At 61.8% G+C, this 19,148-nt stretch carries 16 protein-coding genes and 1 tRNA gene; 9 read left to right on the top strand and 8 right to left on the bottom strand.

Features of this window, described 5'->3' with window-relative positions:
* Positions 1-100 precede the first annotated feature (100 nt).
* Positions 101-1,297, top strand: coding sequence for a glycosyltransferase (locus BUA36_RS16390; RefSeq protein WP_072786243.1), 1,197 nt, complete (start codon positions 101-103; stop codon positions 1,295-1,297).
* Here the strand turns inward: BUA36_RS16390 and BUA36_RS16395 are convergent.
* Entirely contained in the window at positions 1,294-3,708 is a 2,415-nt protein-coding gene (locus BUA36_RS16395; protein WP_167544309.1) for a TonB-dependent receptor, read from the bottom strand. The genes BUA36_RS16390 and BUA36_RS16395 overlap by 4 nt on opposite strands.
* Before the next feature lie 114 nt (positions 3,709-3,822).
* Here BUA36_RS16395 and BUA36_RS16400 point away from each other — a divergent pair, with 114 nt between their 5' ends.
* Positions 3,823-4,878, top strand: coding sequence for a GlxA family transcriptional regulator (locus tag BUA36_RS16400; RefSeq protein ID WP_072786245.1), 1,056 nt, complete (start codon positions 3,823-3,825; stop codon positions 4,876-4,878).
* A 56-nt stretch (positions 4,879-4,934) separates the two neighbouring features.
* Here the strand turns inward: BUA36_RS16400 and BUA36_RS16405 are convergent, their stop codons facing one another.
* The 6 genes from BUA36_RS16405 to BUA36_RS16430 form a co-directional block, all read right to left on the bottom strand.
* Positions 4,935-5,855, bottom strand: a complete 921-nt coding sequence (locus BUA36_RS16405) for a PEP-CTERM sorting domain-containing protein (protein WP_072786246.1) — start codon at positions 5,853-5,855, stop codon at positions 4,935-4,937.
* Between the two features lie 131 nt (positions 5,856-5,986).
* On the bottom strand, positions 5,987-6,652 hold the full coding sequence (locus BUA36_RS16410; RefSeq protein WP_072786247.1) for a DapH/DapD/GlmU-related protein: 666 nt from the start codon (positions 6,650-6,652) through the stop codon (positions 5,987-5,989).
* On the bottom strand, positions 6,652-7,749 hold the full coding sequence (locus BUA36_RS16415; protein ID WP_072786248.1) for a nitroreductase family protein: 1,098 nt from the start codon (positions 7,747-7,749) through the stop codon (positions 6,652-6,654). Before BUA36_RS16415 ends, BUA36_RS16410 begins: the two co-directional genes overlap by 1 nt.
* Complete coding sequence (locus BUA36_RS16420; protein WP_072786249.1) at positions 7,746-8,612, bottom strand: ThiF family adenylyltransferase; 867 nt, start codon at positions 8,610-8,612, stop codon at positions 7,746-7,748. Before BUA36_RS16420 ends, BUA36_RS16415 begins: the two co-directional genes overlap by 4 nt.
* A gap of 77 nt (positions 8,613-8,689) precedes the next feature.
* Positions 8,690-8,890, bottom strand: coding sequence for a YbdD/YjiX family protein (locus BUA36_RS16425; protein WP_072786250.1), 201 nt, complete (start codon positions 8,888-8,890; stop codon positions 8,690-8,692).
* Positions 8,890-10,965 carry a carbon starvation CstA family protein gene (locus BUA36_RS16430; protein WP_072786251.1) on the bottom strand — a complete coding sequence of 692 codons (2,076 nt, stop codon included), beginning with the start codon at positions 10,963-10,965 and terminating at the stop codon, positions 8,890-8,892. The genes BUA36_RS16425 and BUA36_RS16430 overlap by 1 nt, the downstream gene beginning before the upstream one ends.
* A 253-nt stretch (positions 10,966-11,218) precedes the next feature.
* Here BUA36_RS16430 and BUA36_RS16435 point away from each other — a divergent pair, with 253 nt between their 5' ends.
* The 5 genes from BUA36_RS16435 (at position 11,219) to BUA36_RS16455 (ending at position 16,863) form a co-directional block, all read left to right on the top strand.
* The gene (locus tag BUA36_RS16435) at positions 11,219-12,592 is read left to right on the top strand and encodes a cache domain-containing protein (protein WP_072786252.1); all 1,374 of its coding nucleotides are present in this window, start codon (positions 11,219-11,221) and stop codon (positions 12,590-12,592) included.
* Positions 12,593-12,598: 6 nt separating this feature from the next.
* Positions 12,599-13,216, top strand: a complete 618-nt coding sequence (locus BUA36_RS16440; RefSeq protein WP_072786253.1) for a response regulator — start codon at positions 12,599-12,601, stop codon at positions 13,214-13,216.
* Positions 13,217-13,489: 273 nt separating this feature from the next.
* Positions 13,490-14,659, top strand: a complete 1,170-nt coding sequence (locus BUA36_RS16445) for an EAL and HDOD domain-containing protein (RefSeq protein ID WP_072786254.1) — start codon at positions 13,490-13,492, stop codon at positions 14,657-14,659.
* A 3-nt stretch (positions 14,660-14,662) separates the two neighbouring features.
* Entirely contained in the window at positions 14,663-16,747 is a 2,085-nt protein-coding gene (locus BUA36_RS16450; RefSeq protein ID WP_072786255.1) for a putative bifunctional diguanylate cyclase/phosphodiesterase, read from the top strand.
* A gap of 26 nt (positions 16,748-16,773) precedes the next feature.
* A tRNA-Ser gene (locus tag BUA36_RS16455) sits at positions 16,774-16,863 on the top strand.
* Between the two features lie 216 nt (positions 16,864-17,079).
* On the opposite strand, the gene BUA36_RS16460 is transcribed toward BUA36_RS16455, so the two are convergent.
* Entirely contained in the window at positions 17,080-17,826 is a 747-nt protein-coding gene (locus BUA36_RS16460) for a tyrosine-type recombinase/integrase (RefSeq protein WP_072786256.1), read from the bottom strand.
* Between the two features lie 6 nt (positions 17,827-17,832).
* On the opposite strand from BUA36_RS16460, the gene BUA36_RS31025 reads away from it, so the two are divergent.
* Together BUA36_RS31025 and BUA36_RS30365 are read left to right on the top strand one after the other, a co-directional pair.
* Positions 17,833-18,087, top strand: a complete 255-nt coding sequence (locus tag BUA36_RS31025) for a hypothetical protein (RefSeq protein ID WP_139260610.1) — start codon at positions 17,833-17,835, stop codon at positions 18,085-18,087.
* Between the two features lie 412 nt (positions 18,088-18,499).
* Positions 18,500-19,147 (top strand): hypothetical protein, encoded by a 648-nt coding sequence (locus tag BUA36_RS30365; RefSeq protein ID WP_139260611.1) that lies wholly within the window; start codon positions 18,500-18,502, stop codon positions 19,145-19,147.
* Position 19,148: the final 1 nt, after the last annotated feature.

Consider the following 19,148-nt stretch of genomic DNA (forward strand, 5'->3'; position numbering starts at 1 on the left):
AAAATATATGCTGCAGGCAAGCTCGACTTTGATCCGGGTTAAGGCGGGCACGTTTGCGCCAGCTCAAACAACCCATGCGTGACAGTTGCAAGCTGTGGGAATGGAACGCAAAAAAATCTTGTTTGTGGCGGAAGCGGTCACACTGGCGCATGTGGGGCGTCCGCTCGCGCTGGCGCAGACGCTGGACCGGCAACGCTACGAGGTGCACTTTGCCTGCGCGCCGGGCTATGAGATGTTCCTGGCGGGGAGCGATCTCAGCACATGGGTGCTGCACAGCATTTCCGGCGAACGTTTTCTGGCGGCGCTCGCGGCCGGCAAGCCGGTCTACGACCGGGCCACACTGGCGCAGTACGTGCTGGATGATGTGGCGCTGCTGGAGGCGGTGCGGCCGGATGTGGTGGTGGGCGACTTCCGTTTGTCGCTGTCGGTCAGCGCGCGTGTGGCGCGGGTGCCGTACGTGGCACTGATCAACGCTTACTGGAGTCCGTACGTCAAACAGCACTACCATGTGCCGGCGCTGCCGATGACGCGCGTGTTGCCGATTGCACTCGCGGAGCGTCTGTTTCGTGGCGTGAGGCCGCTGGCGTTCGCCTTGCATAGCCGTCCGCTCAACAAGGTGCGGCGCGCGTATCGCCTGCCATCGCTGGGCTACGACTTGCGGCGCATCTACACTGATGCGGACCACGTGCTGTACCCGGATCTGCCCGAGATGTTTCCGCCGCTCGACATGCCGACAACGCACAGTTATCTGGGACCGGTGATCTGGTCGCCGCCCGTGGCCTTGCCGGCATGGTGGGATACCTTGCCGGCTGGCCGGCGTATCGTCTATGTCACGCTGGGCAGTTCGGGGCAGGCAGCGTTGCTGCCGACCTTGCTAGACGCCCTGGCGCCGCTGCCGGTCACGGTGCTGGTGGCAACTGCGGGCCATGCAGTGCCGGCCAGCGTGCCGTCCAATGCGCACCTGGCGCCGTATCTGCCGGGCATGTTGGCCGCACAGCGCGCCAGTCTGGTGGTCTGCAATGGCGGCAGTCCGACCAGCCAGCAGGCGCTGGTGGCGGGCGTGCCGGTGCTGGGGATCGCCGGAAATCTGGACCAGTACCTCAACATGCAGGGCGTGTTGCGCATGGGCGCCGGCATCCTGTTGCGTTCGGACCGGGTGCGGGAAAAGCAGCTGCGCGCGGCAACGCTGCAATTGCTGGAACACGCCGGTCCGCGTGCGGCGGCGGCCGGCGTGTCCTTGCAGTGCCTGCGCTACGACGCAGGAGGGCGTCTGGCGCAGCTGCTGGCAGCGATTTAAAGCTGGGCGCGCAATTCCAGCGCAATCACGCGCGGTTTGCTGACGTAGACGTACGGCGAACCCACGGCCGAGCCCAGCGTACTGACCGACACATACTGTTTGTTGGTCAGGTTGCTGACCACCAGGCCAACACCCCAGCGGCCGGACGCCGCCGTCCAGCCCACGCGCGCGTCCACGCGTTCACGCGCCTTGCCCGCGCCGACCACGCTGTCCGGCAGGCAGTTGCCGGTCGCGCTGGTGTCGGCATTGCAGCGCTTCTTGCCCTGATAGCCGTACATCAGGTTGACGTCAGCCTTGCCGTCGGCGACCGGCCACTTGGCGGCCACGCCAGCCGAGGCGCTCAGGTACGGCGCGCCTGCCGGCTGACCATCCAGGCTGACGCCGGTTGGGGCGACATAATGGTCGTAGGTCTGGTCCAGATATTCCAGCGAGCCGTTCAGGCGCCAGATGCGGTTCAGCTTCCACTGGCCTTCCAGATCCACGCCGGTGGCCTTCTGGTCGCTGTTGACGATCTGATAGACCGGGATGCCGCTGGTGGCGCTGGCCGGCACCAGCGTCAGGCTTTGCAGGTTGGTGTATTTGTAGCGGAACACGGAAGCGCCGTAGCTCAGGCCCAGCGAATTCACGCTGCCTTTCAGGCCGGCCTCCAGATTGGTCACCAACTCCTTGTCGTATTGGCCGTTGACGCCCACCGCATCAAAGCCGCCGGACTGGTAGCCCTTGCTCCACGATACATATGCCATGTGGTCCGGCGTCAGGTGATGGTCGAGCACGACACGCGGGCTGAAGTTGTTCCAGCTCTTGTCCGCGCTGAACGCCGCCTTGGCCGAGCCTGGATTGGTGAACTGGATATTGCTCGTCGTGACCGCCTTGAGCGTGGCCGCCTGGGTTGCGGTCAGCAGTCTGGCGGCGACTAGCGACGGGAAGAAATTGGCCTGGTTGAGCGCGGCCAGTGTGGTGTCCAGTCCGCTTGCGGTACGCGCCGGGTTGTACCAGCTGAACGATTTCTGGTCGTGCGTGTAGCGGCCACCCAGCGTCAGGTTGCTGCTGTCGCTGACGTGCCAGATGGCGTCGCCATACACGGCGTAGGCGCGGTACTCGCCCTTGTCGTGCATGTACTCGGACCAGGACTGGCCCAGCAGGTTGACGCCTTGCAGCGCGGCGTTGCCGGTGGCCTTGCCCAGGCCCTGTGCCAGCGCGGTCAGCGTGGCATATGGCGACAGGCCGGCCGAGTGGTTGATGATGGTGTCCAGCGAGGTGGTGGTGGCCGACACGCTCTGCACCGACGCCGCACGTTCGCGGTAGGCGCTGACGCCGCTGACCCAGTTGATCTTGCCGGTCTCGCCGCTGAGCTTGAACTCCTGCTGCCAGGTCGCGTTGGATTCAACGATGCCGGTGGACAGCGCCGTGGCCGCGTTGGCGCCCGCATCGTTATCCTGCCAGTTCTGGGCGTTGTAGTGGCGGTAGGCCGTGGTGCTGGTCAGCGTGGCAAACGACAACGGGGTTTCGATGCGCAGCGTCACGCCGTCGAAGGTGCGGCCCTGCATGTCCGGCTCGGCGTCATTGTTGAGCTGGGTATTCAGCGGATTGGTCCACGTGGCCGGGCCGCCGTAATTGATCTTGTTGTTGGTGAGCGAGAACACGGGCGGGCCGGAGGCGCGCATCACCTCATGTTCCCAGCTCAGCGTGGCGGCGCTGTCGTCGCCTTGCCAGCGCACGGCCGCGCGCACGCCGCGGTCGCCATCATCGCCCATGCGCTTGCCGTTGTAGGCGTTGCGTGCCCAGCCGTCATCCTGCTGGGTAACGGCGGAAATCCGCAGCGACAGGCTGTCGGTCAGCGGCGTGTTGTACAGGGCTTCCGCGTGGCGCGTGCCGTGGCTGCCGACGCGCACCAGGCCGTTGGCTTCGACGCGATTGACAGGGTCATTGGTGACGATGGAAATGGCGCCTGCCGCAGCGTTGCGGCCAAACAGCGTGCCTTGCGGCCCCTTCAGCACCTCGATGCGCTTGACGTCGTTGAAGTTGAGCAGTGAGCCGCCATTCTTGCCGGTGTAGACGCCATCGGTGTAAATGCCCACCGGAGAATCGGTGCCGATGCCGAAGTCTTGCGTGCCCACACCGCGCAGGTAGACCGATGGCCGCACGGACTGCGAGGTATCGATCGACAGGCCCGGCACGAAGGCATCCACATCGCCGAGGTTGGCAACGCCGATGTCCTTGAGCGCGGCGCCCGACATGGTCTGGACGGCAATCGGGACGTTTTGAATTTGCTGGCTGCGGCTCTGGGCCGTCACCACGACCACTTGTTCCGTCTCTTGTGCAAAGCTGGTGGTCGTGGCCATGCTTGCCAGCGCCACACTGACCGCGCTGGCGCACAAGCGCAGCGGCAGCCGTTGTTGAATCAAACTCACTTTCATCTCCCGTTGAACGTACAATTTTTGACTTCAAAACGCCGGCTGATCGCCTGCTGAAAATGATTCTAAGGTTTGCTTTCTTCTAAAAATAGGAGCAATATCGCCATAATCATGACCAATATCGCCAACCCCATCCCGCATTTCGAGGCACAAGTGCTGTGTTTGCCTGAGGCTATCATGGGAACGGTGTTCAACGCGGCCGACGTGCTGAGGCTGGCTGCAACCGTGCTGAAGTTGCGAAATCCCCACGCTGTCAGCCCCCTGAGCTGGAAAATCGTGACGCCGGCCGGCAGTCCGGCCTTGTTCGATACCTCGGTCGCAGGCGTGTTTGCTTCGACCTCGGAGGTGACGGCGCCGCCGCATCGCCGCTTGCTGATTATTCCGGCGCTATACGTGTCCAACGCGCTGGAATTGCCGCTGCTGGCCACACGCTATCCGGCCGTGATGACGATGCTGAAGGCGCATGTGGAGCAGGGCGGCATTATCGCAGCCTGTTCGACCGGCCTGATTTTTCCTGCGCTGGCCGGCATGTTGGACGGCTTGACGCTTGATGCACACTGGGCCTTCAAGGCGTTCTTCCGCCGCCGCTTTCCCGCCTGTGATTTCTCCAGCCCGGATGCCATGAGCTTTTATCCGCAGCTGTACACTTGCGTGGCGCCGTCGCAGCAGACCGATTTCCTGATCGAGATATTGACGCGCATGGTGGATGCCGAAGCGGCGCAAGGCTGTGCGCGGCTGCTGCAGCTGCAATCGGAGCGTCAGGAGCAAGGCAACCAGCTGTCCGAGCGTGACTGGCTGTCGATGACCTCGGACAGTCCCGTGTACCGTGCCAAGCAGTGGCTGGAAGCGAATATCGAACAGCCTTATGATTTGTCGGCACTGGCAGCGGTGGCATCGTCCAGCGAGCGCACCTTGCTGCGTCACTTCCAGAGCGTGCTCGGCATGACGCCGCTCGACTATCTGCAGGACCTGCGCGTGCAGCGTGCCAAGGTGATGCTGGAGATTAGTCTGAACAGTCTGCAAACCATCGCCAATGCCTGCGGTTACACCAACGCCAGCACCTTCAGCAAACTGTTCCGCCGGGCGATGGGTATGAGTCCGGGCGAGTATCGCAAGCACCACACCTTCCGTACCAAGCGCGCGCACTGGCGTGTGACGCGCGGATAAAAAAAAGCGGATCAGGTGGCTACGCCTGATCCGCTATCAAGGACCGCTGCAACAGCTCAGGACTGCACTTTGCGGCGCGTGCCCAGCGCGAGACCTGCAAAGCCGAGGCCAATCAATGCCAGCGTGGCTGGCTCGGGTATCGTCGCAAAGCTTTGCGACGAATCCACTTTCAGGAACGGTACTGTGGTGGGAGTGGAGCCGTCCCACATCATGGTCGGGGTAAAGAATGACGGCACATTGGTGGTGCCGGTAAACTTGTCGACAAAGATGGAGCCGGTGACGGCGTTCAGGTAGTTGGTGTCCACATAGTCGATCATGAAGCGCGAATCGAAGGAGCCGGTGCCGACAGTGCCCGAGGCGCTAAAGCTGGCGTCGTTGAACACCAGGTGGCCGGACATAATCAGCACGCCGTCGCCATCACCGCCGCCACCACCGCAACCGGCCGAGGTGACGCCTTCGCCATAGCAGCGCACGGTGTTGCCGTTGTTGCCGGGAACGGCCTTGCTGCCGTCAGTGATGTTATCGAGGTAGATGGCAACGTTCTGCACACCGGCATGCGCGGCATCCACATCCATCGCAGCAGACTGTGTAGCGGGCAGGCCGAAGTGTGCGGTGGTGGCGGTCTGTGAATTGACCAGTTCCTGAAAGCGTACCACCTTGCTGATTTCAAACGTGGTGTTCAGACCGGCCGGCGTGACGATGGCGGGAATATTGCTGTTCGACATAGTACCTACCACCATTTGCGAGCGCAGTTCGGTCAGGTAGGGCGCGGTGGCGCCGGGGCCGACGATGCGGCCGGGAACAAAGCCAGTGGCCAGGCCGGTATCGGTGACATTGGTCCACAGGTCGGCGTAGGTGCTGTAGGCGCCAGTACCGGTAGGGTCCAGGCCCAGCGTGGGACCGGCGCTGGCCGTCAGCGGCGTCGCCAGCGCGGTGGCCAGCATGGCGATGGCCAGCGCAATTGGAGAGGTTTTCATGAATGCTCCTGAAGGTGAGGCCAAGGGAATCGAGGCCGTGAGGAGCTAAGAGCAAAAGCCTTGCCAGCAAAGGCGTTCTTTTGAAATCAAGGACTTAGGATTTGCTGGACGAGGCAGTGTAAAAAATTCCGTCACTGGGCAGCTTTGAGCCGGCGTGCCGGCACGCCGCCCCAGACTTCGCCCGCGGCAATCTGGGTGTCCTTGGTGACCACCGCGCCGGTCGAGACGATGGCGTTGTCGCCGATCTGCACGCCCGCCATCACCACCGCCTTGGCGCCGATCGTGACGGTGTTGCCGATGTGGACTGCCTTGAGTTCCAGCCGCGCGCCTTCAATCACGTGCGCGAAGATCACGGCATCGTGGCCGATGATGGTGTTGCTGCCGATGTAGGTGAGCGGCGGGTCGAGCAGCACGCCCGCGCTGTAGGTGTTGGTGCCCAGCCTGGCGCCCAGTGCGAGATAGATCAGCCGCTGGAGCGGCACCGGAATGAAGTAGGTGCGTATCAGCGAATTGAACAGCAGCAGATAGAACAGGATGTTGACGTTGGCGACCAGCTCATCGCGTGAATTCTCCGCCACCTCGCCTTCGCGCAGCGGCAGCGCCAGCAGGAACAGGCGGTACACCAGGAACGCGGACAGGTAGATCAGCAGCACGGCCAGCAGCACCAGTGCCACGCCGCGAAAATCGCTGGGCGGCAGACCGCGTGCAAGCAGCGCGGTGCTGCCGATTCCCAGCAGCAGTATCACCGTCAGCAGGCTGATGAAGACGGCGATCTGGCCCGGTTTGATGGCACGCATTACCGCGCTCCCGGCACCACCAGCAGATCGCGCAAGGGGCGGCGCAAGGAACGCGATAGGGCCGGCGCTCCCGCGCCAATACGACCCATGAACACCGCCGTCTCCCAGTCCTGCTGGCCCACCAGCGCTTCGCCGTGGCGCGACAGCTCGGCTGCGCGCGCCAGCATGCCGGGGGTGTCGGAGAATTTGCGGCGCTCGCGCACGTAGCGCGAGAAAATGAGCGGCGTGAGTTCAGGCTGCAGTTGCAGTCCTTGCGCCGTGGCGGTCAGCCAGAAGCGCTGCATGGCACGGCCGGCGGCAAGATAGTCATCAATGCGCTGTGGCCGCAGGTCGGCCACCAGCACAAAATGCGCGGCGCAAGCGAGGCTGGGGATCAGGTCCATCTGCACGCGCGGCGCCAGCGTGCCGGCCAGCCAGGTATTGAAGAACTGCACGCGCTTCCAGTCCTGCATCACCCAGCGCATCAGTCTGGTGGTCATGGCATCGGCGCCCAGCGCCTGATCGGGAATACGGTCTTCGCTGTAGCGGGCATTCCACTCGATGACGGACTGGTGTACCTGATGCGCTTCCGGCATGGTCAGACGCAGCTTGGCGTTGTTGAACATGAGGCGCGCAGCAGCCAGACGCTGCGCGCCTTCCAGCCAGTGCACCCGATAGCCTTGCGGCAGGGCGATCGCCAGTGCAGACTTTTCCGCTGCCGTCAGGGCGCGCCGGCTCAGCGCGCGCCGCTGCACGCTGCGTTGCAGGATGGCGCCGGCCAGCGGATCGGCCTCCAGGCCCGGCGCCGGCGTGAAATCGACGCTCAGGGTGGGCTGCGTATCGGGCGTGTCACCGTGGCGCGTGCTGCGCATGTCCAGCCCAAACGTGCTGGCGGCGATGGCCATGGTTTCCAGCAGCGCGCCGATCGACATTTGGCTGGGGTGGCCGTCCAGATCGTAGACGCAATGGTCGCGCGTGTCATGGCCATGGATGACCAGCTGACGCGGGCCGAGTATCTCAAAGCGCCACGGCTGCGTGTTGTCGCCGCTGGGCGCCCAGCGCGCCAGCTCGAGGATGCGTTCCAGCGTTGCGTCCAGATGCGGTACCGTCGTGCTCATGTCTGCTCTCCGGGCCGGCGCCGTCTGGCCAGCAGCATCGCCAGCCGTTGCAGCGGATGGCGGTTGCCGCCGGGGCGCCAGGTCCGCACCAGCTTGTTGCGGTAGGCGTCGAACTGATAGCCGCGCGGGGCCGCCAGCACCTCACCCCGCTGTAATAAAATTTTCAGGGCCTCGGTGGCAGCGGCGCCGGCGCACAGCTCGCAGCCCATGATGGTGGACGGGCCACGCTGCTCCTTGAGGTTGATGCTTGACGGATCGACCAGATAGCCGCCATGCAGGCCGGCCGGCGCCAGCCCGACCAGGAAGCGCAGCGCTTTTTCGAGGTCCGGCTTGTCGCCCCAATCAAAGTATTCTTCAAACGTCATATGTCCCGGCAGGAAGTTGAGTACCGCAGTGCCCATGCCCAACGGCGCGGCAGTGATGGCGGGAATATTCAGCCGCGCGCAGGCGGCGAAGGTGGTCTGCCGCGCGCCAAAGGCAAAGAAGTCGAGGCCATCCACGTATAAGTCTACACCCTCAAAGAAGCTGACCAGATTGTCCTCGTTGACGCCGTTGGGAAAACGCACCAGCTGCAGCCCGGGGTTGATGTCCAGCGCCATGGCCGCCAGCACATTCACCTTGGGTTGGCCCAGCGTCGAGACGTTGGCGCCAACCTGGCGGTTGAAGTTGGCGAGGTCGAATGTATCGAAGTCGGCAATGTGGAAGGCGCCGATGCCCAGCCGCGCCAGCGTCAGCAAATGGACACCGCCAACCCCGCCCATGCCGGCAATCGCGATGCGCTTGCCGCGCAAGATGGCCTGCTCATCCGGCGTGACCCAGCCGATGTTGCGCGCAAAAGCCTGTTGGTAAATATAAGGTGCCATCTGCGTTAGATGGCATCGCCGGCCGAGAAGTTCCGCCGCCGACGAAAAAAAACCGGCTCACTGGGAGCCGGTCTGTCTCAGCAACAACCGCCGCGCTTGCCTGCGCCGCCGTAGCGCGCCTCCTGACGTTCGCGGAAGAATTCCTCGTACGTCATATAGGGCTCGCCGGGATGGGTGGTTTCCCGGTGCGTCACATACGCATCGTAGTCCGGCAAGCCCATCATCAGGCGCATACTCTGCCCGAGATAGCGGCCGGCCTTGGCGATCTCGCCCAGCATCACTGCACCTTGGCGGTGGTCAGCACCATCGGGCTCTCGTTGGCGGTCGGCTTGCTCGCGGCACGTGCGGCCTGCACGGTGCGGGCGCCAAAGATCAGCACGCTCAGCACGACGATCACGAAGAAGCCAGCCAGCGAGGCATCCAGATAATCGTTGAAGATCACCTGTTGCATCTGGGCGATGGACTTGGCGGGGGCCAGGATCTTGCCCTCATCGAGCGCGGCCTGGTACTTGGCCGCGTGGGCCAGGAAACCGACTTTCGGGTTGGCGTCGAAAATCTTCTGCCAGCCCGCCGTCAGCGTGCACAGCAGCAGCCACACGGTCGGCACAATGGTGACCCAGGCGTACTGGCCACGCTTCATCTTGAACAGCACGCAGGTGCCGAGGATCAGCGCGATCGCCGCCAGCATCTGGTTGGCGATACCGAACAGCGGCCACAGCGTATTGATGCCGCCCAGCGGATCGACCACGCCCTGGTACAGGAAGTAGCCCCAGGCCGCCACGCACAGGCCGGTTGCGACCAGGTTGGCCACCGTGTTTTCAGTCTTCTTCATGGCCGGGATAAACGCGCCCAGCAGATCCTGCAGCATGAAGCGGCCGGCGCGGGTACCCGCATCCACCGCAGTCAGGATGAACAGCGCCTCAAACAGAATCGCAAAGTGGTACCAGAACGCCATCATTTCCCGGCCGCCCAGTACGCCGGACAGGATGTGCGCCATGCCCACCGCCAGCGTCGGTGCGCCACCCGCGCGCGAGATAATGCTGTGCTCGCCAACATCCTTGGCGGTCTGCGTCAGCATTTCCGGGGTGATGAAGAAGCCCATCTGCGACACCGCGTGCGCGGCGGATTCCGCCGTCGTGCCCAGCAGCGCCGCTGGCGAGTTCATCGCGAAATACACGCCAGGATCGATGGTCGAGGCCGCCACCAGCGCCATGATCGCCACAAACGATTCCATCAGCATCGCGCCATAGCCGATGAAGCGCGCATGGGTTTCGTTCTCGATCATCTTCGGCGTGGTGCCCGACGAGATCAGCGCGTGGAAGCCGGACACCGCGCCGCAAGCGATGGTGATAAACAGGAACGGGAACAGCGAACCAGCCCAGACCGGACCGGTGCCGTCAATGAACTTGGTCAGCGCCGGCATTTGCAGATGCGGCGCCACAATCAGGATGCCCAGCGCCAGGCCGACAATGGTGCCGATCTTGAGGAAGGTCGACAGATAATCGCGCGGCGCTAGCAGCAGCCACACCGGCAGCACCGACGCGACAAAACCGTAGCCAATCAGCATCCAGGTCAGCTCAGTGCCGGTGAAGGTAAACATCGGCGCCAGCGCAGGATTTTCCTGCACCCACTGGCCGCCGAAGATCGCGCCCATCAGCAGTACAAAGCCGATGATCGACACCTCGCCAATGCGGCCGACGCGGATGAAGCGCGAATACACGCCCATGAACAGCGCGATCGGAATGGTGGCCATCACCGTAAAGCTGCCCCAAGGCGAGCCGGTCAGCGCCTTCACCACGATCAGCGCCAGCACCGCGAGGATGATGACCATAATCATGAAGGTCCCCAGCAGCGCGATATTGCCCGGAATCGCGCCCAGTTCCGACTTGATCAGATCGCCCAGCGAGCGGCCATCACGGCGCATCGAAATGAACAGCACGATGAAATCCTGTACCGCGCCGGCAAACACCACGCCGGCCAGTATCCACAGCATGCCCGGCAGATAGCCCATCTGCGCGGCCAGCACCGGACCGACCAGCGGGCCGGCGCCAGCGATGGCGGCAAAGTGGTGGCCGAACAGCACATACTTATTGGTCGGCACGTGATCGAGGCCATCGTTGAGCTTGTTGGCAGGCGTCATGCGGCGCCCATCCAGGCCCAGCACTTTATCGGCAATGTACAGGCTGTAATAGCGGTAAGCGATCAGATACACGCAGACCGCGGCAATCACGATCCAGATTGCGCTGATCGATTCACCGCGGTGCAGCGCCACGACGCCCAGCGCCGAGGCGCCCAGCACCGCCAGCACCGCCCAGCCCAGCTTGCTGACCAGGGTATTCGGTAGAGTACTCATACATCCTCCAAGGTTGTCTTTAACTCCGGGGTCAGGTCCGTCATTTCTACACAACCTCTGCCGTAGTCTTCGCTACGGTTGGGGTCGTGTAGAAATGGCGGACCTGACCCCGGATTTACTTATGAGGAGTATTCACCAAGCTGATAACGGGGGCAAGCGCAGCATTACGCAAGCCTGGTGCGTACAACTACGTAGGACTGGCGCGGCGCACAGGCGTAGAATCCGGGGCTACGGGAATGGAGGGGGCGGCGTCATGAAGTTGCGGCAAAAGGTGATTTTTCTGGCCATTACGCCGCTGATACTGGCGCTGTGCGCGATCGCGCTGGCGGTCCGGCATCAGTCGGTGCTGCTGGCCCAGCAGCAGCGCGAGACGATTCAGCAGGCTTATCTCAGCAGCAAGGAGGCGGAGCTCAAGCATTATGTCGCGCTGGCGTCGCATTCGATTGCCCATCTGTACGACTCGGGCCGCAATGATGAGGCGACGCGCCAGGAAGCCATGCGTATCCTCGGTTCGCTGAGCTATGGCGATGATGGTTATTTCTTCCTGTATGACATGCAGGGCAATACGCTGATGCATCCGCGCCAGCCGGAGCTGGTCGGCCGCAATCTGTTCGGCCTGCGCGATGAGCACGGCCAGCCGACCATCCAGAATCTGCTGCAGCGCGCCAGGGCGGGCGGCGGGCTGGAACGCTATATGTGGGTCAAGCCGTCGACGCAGAAGCCGGTCGCCAAGCTGGGCTATGTGATCGCCATGCCGAAGTGGGGCTGGATGATGGGCACCGGCATTTATCTGGACGATGTTGACCAGGCCCTGGCCAAGGTGGATGTCCAGCAGTCGCGCAATATTCACAGTACCATGTTGTGGATCGCCGGGATTGCGATTGCCGCTGCAGTGGCGGTGGCCAGCTCCGGCCTGGCGCTCAATATCAGCGAGCTGCGCGTGGCCGATGCCAAGCTCAAGGTGCTGGCCCAGCGCGTGGTGGAGTCGCAGGAGGAGGAGCGGGCGCGGCTGTCGCGCGATCTGCATGATGGCATCAGCCAGTGGCTGGTGTCGATCAAGCTGCAGATCGAAGCCGGCATCATCCGCCTGACCAGCGGCCTGTCGTCGGGCAAGCTGGAACAGCAGCAGGCGGCGCAGGCGGTGTTTGAACATGCGGCCGACCAGCTCAGCAATGTGATGGCCGAGGTGCGCCGCATTTCGCATAACCTGCGTCCGGCCATCCTGGATGACCTGGGACTGGCGGCGGCCTTGCACCATCTGGCCAAGGAGTACACCCTGAGTAGCGGAACCCCGGTAAACTTTGAAGCGTCAGGCTGTACGGATGAATTGCCGGACGTGGCCAATACCGTGCTGTTCCGCCTGGCGCAGGAAGCGCTCACGAATATCGAGCGTCATGCGGGCGCCAGCAGCATCGGCATCACGCTCAGCGGCGAGGCGGAGGGCGTCACGCTGCGCATCCGCGATGACGGCAGTGGTTTTGATGCCGAGGGCATCGCGCTGCATCCCCAGCGCGGCATCGGTTTGCGCAATATGATGGAGCGTATGGATGCGATCGGCGGCCGTTTCGAGATTCTGTCCTCGACCGACGGCACCATCGTGACGGCCTACGCCGCTAACAACAGTTAAAACGATATGACGAATACGATCAAGATTCTGCTGGTGGATGACCACCCCCTGGTGCGCGATGGCCTGCGCGCGCGGCTGGAAGCCATGCCGCAATTTGAAGTGGTGGCCGAAGCCGGCGGCGCAGCGGAGGCGCTGGAGCAGGCCGCCCGCCATCCCGTCGACCTGGTGCTGATGGACATTAATATGCGCGGCACCAATGGCATCGAGGCGACCGCGCTGTTCAGGCAGGCATTCCCGCGCATTGCGGTGCTGATCCTGTCAATGCACGACAAGGTGGAATATGTGTCGCAAGCGATCCAGGCCGGCGCACGTGGCTACGTGCTCAAGGATGCGCCCGGCAAGGACATCGTGGTGGCCATCGAGACGGTGATGTCCGGCGGCATCTATTACAGCGCCGCGTTGGCCCGTCAACTGGCGCAGCCGCAGACCCAGGACAACCAGCTGACCACCCGCGAGCACGAGGTGCTGCGCCACATTGCCAATGGCGAGTCCAACAAGCAGATCGCCCGTGCGCTGGACCTGAGCGTGCGGACCGTGGAAACCCACCGTCTCAACATCAAGCGCAAGCTGGGCATAGAAGGGCAGGCCGAGCTGATCCGCTTCGCTGTGCAAAACGCCCAATGAAACCGCTACCAAGGTGACAAGTGTGGCAGAAATCCCGACGGCTGCTTCTAATACTGTTAAGCAAGTTCTAATAGAACGTGTTTGTACGGCAATATCTGCTATATTCCTGCTCCGACTGCAGATTATTGCAATAGTGCAAAATAACCGTTCCGCGCCCTGAAAATTGGTCTTATACTGGTAGCATTGCTAATTACACTATTATTTGTATGGTATTTGATTGCCTTAAGTCAATGGTTGGTCTAAGATGGCGCGGATAACCTCGATGAGATATTGATGTCTGCGCCTGAAATCAGCCCGTTTCCACTGGTGGAATTACATGCAGTATCCAACGCTCACAATGAGTGGGTGGCACTGACATTTGCGCTATCGCCCGATGCCGGCGATGCCTTCCAGGCGACGTTGGCCCTGTTGAAAACGCCCGACGTGTTTGCCGCGTTGGCGCCGATGGATTGCATCCTCCCCGTCCCGAATCCGCAGTTGCTGGAGCTGTCCCATCTGGAGACGCTGCCGAGCAACCGCGTCATCCTGCGCGTGCCGGCCGCCGCCTGCGCCGACGTCGCCGTGCAGCGCAAACTGTCCAGCTACGCCGATGCCGGCTACCACATCATGATCGACGGCGTGACCGAGGGATCGACCGCCACCATGTGCGGCGCCCGCTCGCTCATGACGGACGCCGCGATGAGCCTGCCGCCAGTGCTGGCATTGGTGGCGCAGCCGGGGCCGCATCTGGCCATGGGCATGCGCAGCGAAGAACGCATCGCCGAATGCGCCAAGGCCGGCTTCAGCTGGTTTGCCGGCGATTTCGCACTACATCCCGCGCAGGACGGCAACGCCGGCGACGGCACCTCGCGCAAACGCCTGCTGGCGCTGCTGGGCTTGCTGGCGCGCGATGCCGATTCGCGCGAGCTGGAAGTGTTGCTCAAGCAAGATCCCGCACTGGCCTACCATTTACTCAAACTCGTTAACTCGGCCGCCTTTGCGCTGAGCTCGCCGATCCACAGCTTCGGCCAGGCCATCAACGTCCTGGGCCGCCGCCAGCTGCAACGCTGGCTGCAACTGCTGCTGTACGCGCGTCAGCAGGATGACGGCCTGGCCAATCCGCTGCTGCCGCTGGCGGCCGTGCGCGCCTCCATGATGGAAGGCTTGGCCAAGGCGCTGGACTGGGACCGCGACCAGCAGGACATGGCCTTCGTGGCCGGCGTTTTCTCGCTGCTGGACGTGCTGCTGGCCATGCCGATGACTGAAATCGTCGCTGCGCTGAGCCTGGATCTGGACGTGGTGATGGCGCTGCTAGACCGCGCCGGCCCGCTGGGCGATCTGCTCAAGCTGGTCGAGCACCACGATAGCGCCAGCCTGGAACAGGCCGGCATCTCCCACGAAGCCTATTGGGAAGCGCAGCTGCAGGCTTACCACTGGGCGATTCAGGTGAGCAGGAATATTTAAGCCATGCTCGCGCAACCCGTCACCGACTTCCTGACCAGCAGCGCGGCTTTGTGCGACGCGGTGCTGCGTTTGCGCGGCCATGCGCTGACGGAGGAGTTGGGACGCATCGTCCGCGCCGTGCTCAACAGCCCGCTCGGCGAATACATCCCGGCCGATTCCGCCTCGATGTTGCTGACGCCGCCGATGGACGCGGCAGTTGCAGCCAACGATGACGCGGTACCCAGCCTGAGCCAGGACGTCTGCTTTGACGACCATTACTTCGGCCGCTTTGTGGTGTCCGGCGGCGCCCATTACAGCGAGCTGGACCGTCAACACCTGGCCAGCCTGGCCAGTCTGCTGGGCAGCGTGCTGCAAGTGCATTCGGTGGCGCAGCGCACCACCCACGCCTACGTGCAGGTAGAAGCCAAGCTGCAGCACCAGTCGCAAATCCTCGACCACATCCATGAGTCGGTGCTGACCATGGACATGAGCGGTTTCATCATCAGCTGGAACAAGGGCGCCGAGCGCCTGTTTGGCTACACCGCAGTGGAAGCGGTGGGGCGCAACATCCTGTTCCTTTACGATGAGGAAGACATCGGCTTCCACGACGCCTTCCTGGAGCAGGGCGGCCGTCTGATGGAAGTGCGGCGCAAAAAGAAAAATGGTGAAGTGTTCTGGGCCAGCCTGTCGCTGTCGCCGCTGTGCGACATCAACGACCGCTCGATCGGCCTGATCGCCTACCTGACCGACATCACCGAACGCAAGATGGCCGAGGAGCGCATCCACCATCTGGCCTACTACGACGCGCTGACCAGCCTGCCGAACCGCACGCTGCTGACCAAGCTCGTCGACCAGGCCCTGATGGTGGCGCAGCGTAACAAGGCGCACGGCTGCGTGCTGTTCATCGACCTCAACCGTTTCAAGCTCATCAACGACACGCTGGGCCGCAAGATCGGTGACCAGTTGCTAGTGGAAGTGGCGCGCCGCTTCCGCACCGTGCTGCGCGACCAGGACCTGGTGGCGCGGCTGGGCGGCGATGAATTTGCTGTCGGCCTGTTCGACATCGGCCAGCACTTTGAAGCCAGCATGGTGGCGCAGAAACTGCTCGCCACCTTGAATGCGCCGATCCTGATCGACGGCCACGACCTGCGCGTCGGCGGCAGCATCGGCATCAGCGTCTATCCGCAGGATGGGCACGATGCAGAAACCCTGCTGCGTCTGGCCGACATCGCCATGTACCGCGCCAAGCAAGAGGGCGGGGCGGATGGCGACCATGTGGCCTTCTACAGTCAGGACATGAACCAGGGCATGCAGGAACGCATGCGCATCGAAACCGGCCTGCGCAATGCGCTGGGCAACGGCGAACTACTGCTGCACTACCAGCCCAAATACGCCATCCCGGACGGCAAAATCATCGGCGCCGAAGCGCTGGTGCGCTGGCGCCATCCCGTGCGCGGACTGGTGCCGCCGTCGGAATTCATTCCGCTGGCCGAGGCGACCGGGCTCGTGGTGCAGGTCGGCGAATGGGTGCTGGAGACCGCCTGCGCGCAGGCGCAAGCGTGGAAAGACGCCGGCCTGCCGCCGATCCGTCTGGCCGTGAACGTCTCGGCCCGCGAATTCACCGCCACCTTGCCGGGACGCGTGAGCGACACCTTGAAACGCTACGGCCTGGAGCCATCGTGGCTGGAACTGGAAATCACCGAAAGCACGCTGATGCACAACATCGACCGCGTGATCGGCATTATGGACCGGATCACCGCCCTGGGCGTGACCTTGTCGCTGGATGACTTCGGCACCGGCTACTCATCGCTGTCCTACCTGAAACGCTTCCCGATCGATACGCTGAAGATCGACCGCTCGTTCACCATCGGCATCCCGGGCGACCCGAACGATTGCGCGATTGCCAACACCATCATCTCCATCGCCCAGCAGCTCAAGCACAAAGTGATCGCGGAAGGCGTGGAGACCGTGGAGCAGCTGGCATTCCTGAAAAATTCCGGCTGTGACGAGGTGCAGGGCTACCTGTTCTCGCAACCGCTGGAGGCCGAAGCGTTTGAACGGGCGTTGAGGGAGAATTGGCGCCCAGGAAGATCTTCCCGGGCAGCGTAAGAAATCTGTATAATGTTGCACACTTAGGAAGCGTGGCCGAGTGGTTGAAGGCAACAGTCTTGAAAACTGTCGACGGTTTACGCCGTTCGTGAGTTCGAATCTCACCGCTTCCGCCAGAATCCAAAGATAAGCCCTTGATATTCAAGGGCTTTTTTATTGCCTGATCGCCTTTGGCGACGCGTCAAATTTAGCGTTTCAGCCTTGCCGATGGGCTAGTTGCGGAGACGATCTCCGCAACCCCTGGTTACGCGCATCTAAAATTTCACACTTTTTCCCGCTCCAAAAACGAAAAGGCCCGGTGCGAAACCGGGCCTTAGGAGCGTCTTTGGGCGTTACCTGGTCGGCGCTACCGCCTGGCCAACGCGACGGTAAACGCGGCCAGTGATCTCTTCTTCGGTGTGGCCAAGTAGTTCACTTGCCGCCTTCATGTCGCTAATCTCACTGGCCGACTTGGCGCGGATGTCGCGGAACTGGAATTGTTTGATGCGCTTGGCGAGGTCCTTCTTATTTGCTTCCTCAGCGGCTTTCGCAGCTGCCGCGCGTGCGGTATCGAAGCGCAGGCGGAGGTGGTGCTGCTTTACCTGGTCGCCGTTGGCCAGCGTCACCAAGAACGATCCAGTCGCCCGGCCTGGCCTTGACTGGATGCGCTCGATGACCTTTGCTAGTTCCGATTTGACGCCAGCTGTTTCGAGCATGATGCGCAAAAACTTGTTAGTCTTGCCCTGGCGGACGTGGAGCGCACCCTCGCGGATGTCGGCATCCTTCATTCGTAGCACGTCGCCTGGGCGCTGGCCGGTCAGGTAGTTGATGTCCATTGCATCCTTCAGCTCTGTACACGCCTGATTGTGAACGGCGTCCCACACTTCCCTGTCCGCATAGAAATCGCGCGGCTTTTCCTTGTTTTTGCGCACACCCCTGCATGGGTTTTCGCCCTTCATGTAGCCCCATTCGCGGGCCATATTGAATATGTGCGACAGTAGTGTTACCTCGCGGTTGGCGCGTACTTTTGCCGTGCGTGCGTCGCGGTAGCGAGCAATATCGTGAGGCGTTATCTGAAAGGAGAAGTAATTGAAAAGCAAGTGCCTGTGTATGTCACTGCGAGTGATGATGCTGCCTACGGCGTTAATGTTGGCTTCGTGCGCGCATACAACGCCGCCTGGGCAGGTGGCGATCCCGGACCCGCCGCCGAGTCTGATCGAGAACCAGCCGGAATTCCGCTCTCTGAAGTCGCGGAAACCGACGCCTTCAACGCCACGGTCTGTCGCGCCTGGCGTGAACAGGCTTTTGGATGGCGCGAATACTACGATAAATTGACGGCTGCTACCGGTAACGCGAGATAAGGGTTTTGTGCAAACGCCTCGCACGACCGGAGCCAAAACACAGGGCGCCCTTAGTAGATTAGCTTTACTAAGGGCGCACGTAAATTAGTATAATTTTATTGTTGATATTTTTAGATATCTATAATATAACAACCCCTCAGCAAACTTCTGGGGATGAAATGAAAAAATTATTGTAAAAGGGGCTACTGCAGCCAGCATAGCTTGCTCAATTTGGTTGGCTCCAACTGCGCAAGCTGAGGAAAGTGCGATTAGCACGCTGAGGTATCAGGGCGACAATTCTGTGGAATTATGCTCCCCGGATCGACGAGGCAATCTTACGTGTCAAGTTTCAACGATGCCTTCTAGCGTTGGGACTGTGGTAAAGGTACTAAGCGGAGAATTCGTAAAAAATGCTCAAGCTAGTTGGATTGCAATGGGGCCGTTGAAGTTCAGCCTATGCTCGCAGCAAGCTAACGAAGTCAAGTGTGCAACTATTGGACGACCTAATTTTCATGGCATTGCTATCGGTTATGCGCAGGTTGGCGTAACCAAAGTATTGCGCTTTTCTGCTGTGAAGGAAGGTGACGCCAGTCGCCCGTATTTAGATGCCGTATCAAGCCAGTTCATGGAAAAATTTGCTGCTGCAAAGCTTAAGCTTGAGTATCCCGAAGGTGGCGCGCCTGTTAGAACTGTCAAAGTTGGCAATACAACCCTGAAAGTCGGTAGCCACGCTGGGATATCGGCCTTGGCTGGTTGTGGTTGGTCGGGGGGAGACGAGATGCCGTGTGACGAAGACGTCCCCATTGTCGTAATTGAACCACCTGTCGATCCGGAGCCTGATCCACCGGTAATCCCTGGCGGGACAATTGAATTACCAATTAACGGCACTAATCCTGATGATCGGCCATCGCCAGCAGCAGTTGAGCGTTGTATTTCCCTTATATGTGAACCTGCCGACGCTAAATTTGTTAGGGACTGTTATGCGTTACCATCTAAAGTTGAACAAGCGAAATGTATGGCTGTGGCGGGAGACCTCTGGGCTGAATGTCTAACCAACTGCCGACTTGGCATATGGCCTTAGA

The sequence above is a fragment of the Duganella sacchari genome (assembly GCF_900143065.1).
In the GTDB taxonomy this organism is placed as follows: domain Bacteria; phylum Pseudomonadota; class Gammaproteobacteria; order Burkholderiales; family Burkholderiaceae_D; genus Rugamonas; species Rugamonas sacchari.

Coding starts and splice junctions, on each gene's coding strand:
- BUA36_RS16390 (WP_072786243.1), top strand. CDS start 101: ATGGAACGCAAAAAAATCTTGTTTGTGGCGGAAGCGGTCACACTGGCG.
- BUA36_RS16400 (WP_072786245.1), top strand. CDS start 3,823: ATGACCAATATCGCCAACCCCATCCCGCATTTCGAGGCACAAGTGCTG.
- BUA36_RS16405 (WP_072786246.1), bottom strand. CDS start 5,855: ATGAAAACCTCTCCAATTGCGCTGGCCATCGCCATGCTGGCCACCGCG.
- BUA36_RS16410 (WP_072786247.1), bottom strand. CDS start 6,652: ATGCGTGCCATCAAACCGGGCCAGATCGCCGTCTTCATCAGCCTGCTG.
- BUA36_RS16415 (WP_072786248.1), bottom strand. CDS start 7,749: ATGAGCACGACGGTACCGCATCTGGACGCAACGCTGGAACGCATCCTC.
- BUA36_RS16420 (WP_072786249.1), bottom strand. CDS start 8,612: ATGGCACCTTATATTTACCAACAGGCTTTTGCGCGCAACATCGGCTGG.
- BUA36_RS16425 (WP_072786250.1), bottom strand. CDS start 8,890: ATGCTGGGCGAGATCGCCAAGGCCGGCCGCTATCTCGGGCAGAGTATG.
- BUA36_RS16430 (WP_072786251.1), bottom strand. CDS start 10,965: ATGAGTACTCTACCGAATACCCTGGTCAGCAAGCTGGGCTGGGCGGTG.
- BUA36_RS16435 (WP_072786252.1), top strand. CDS start 11,219: ATGAAGTTGCGGCAAAAGGTGATTTTTCTGGCCATTACGCCGCTGATA.
- BUA36_RS16440 (WP_072786253.1), top strand. CDS start 12,599: ATGACGAATACGATCAAGATTCTGCTGGTGGATGACCACCCCCTGGTG.
- BUA36_RS16445 (WP_072786254.1), top strand. CDS start 13,490: ATGTCTGCGCCTGAAATCAGCCCGTTTCCACTGGTGGAATTACATGCA.
- BUA36_RS16450 (WP_072786255.1), top strand. CDS start 14,663: ATGCTCGCGCAACCCGTCACCGACTTCCTGACCAGCAGCGCGGCTTTG.
- BUA36_RS30365 (WP_139260611.1), top strand. CDS start 18,500: ATGGGGCCGTTGAAGTTCAGCCTATGCTCGCAGCAAGCTAACGAAGTC.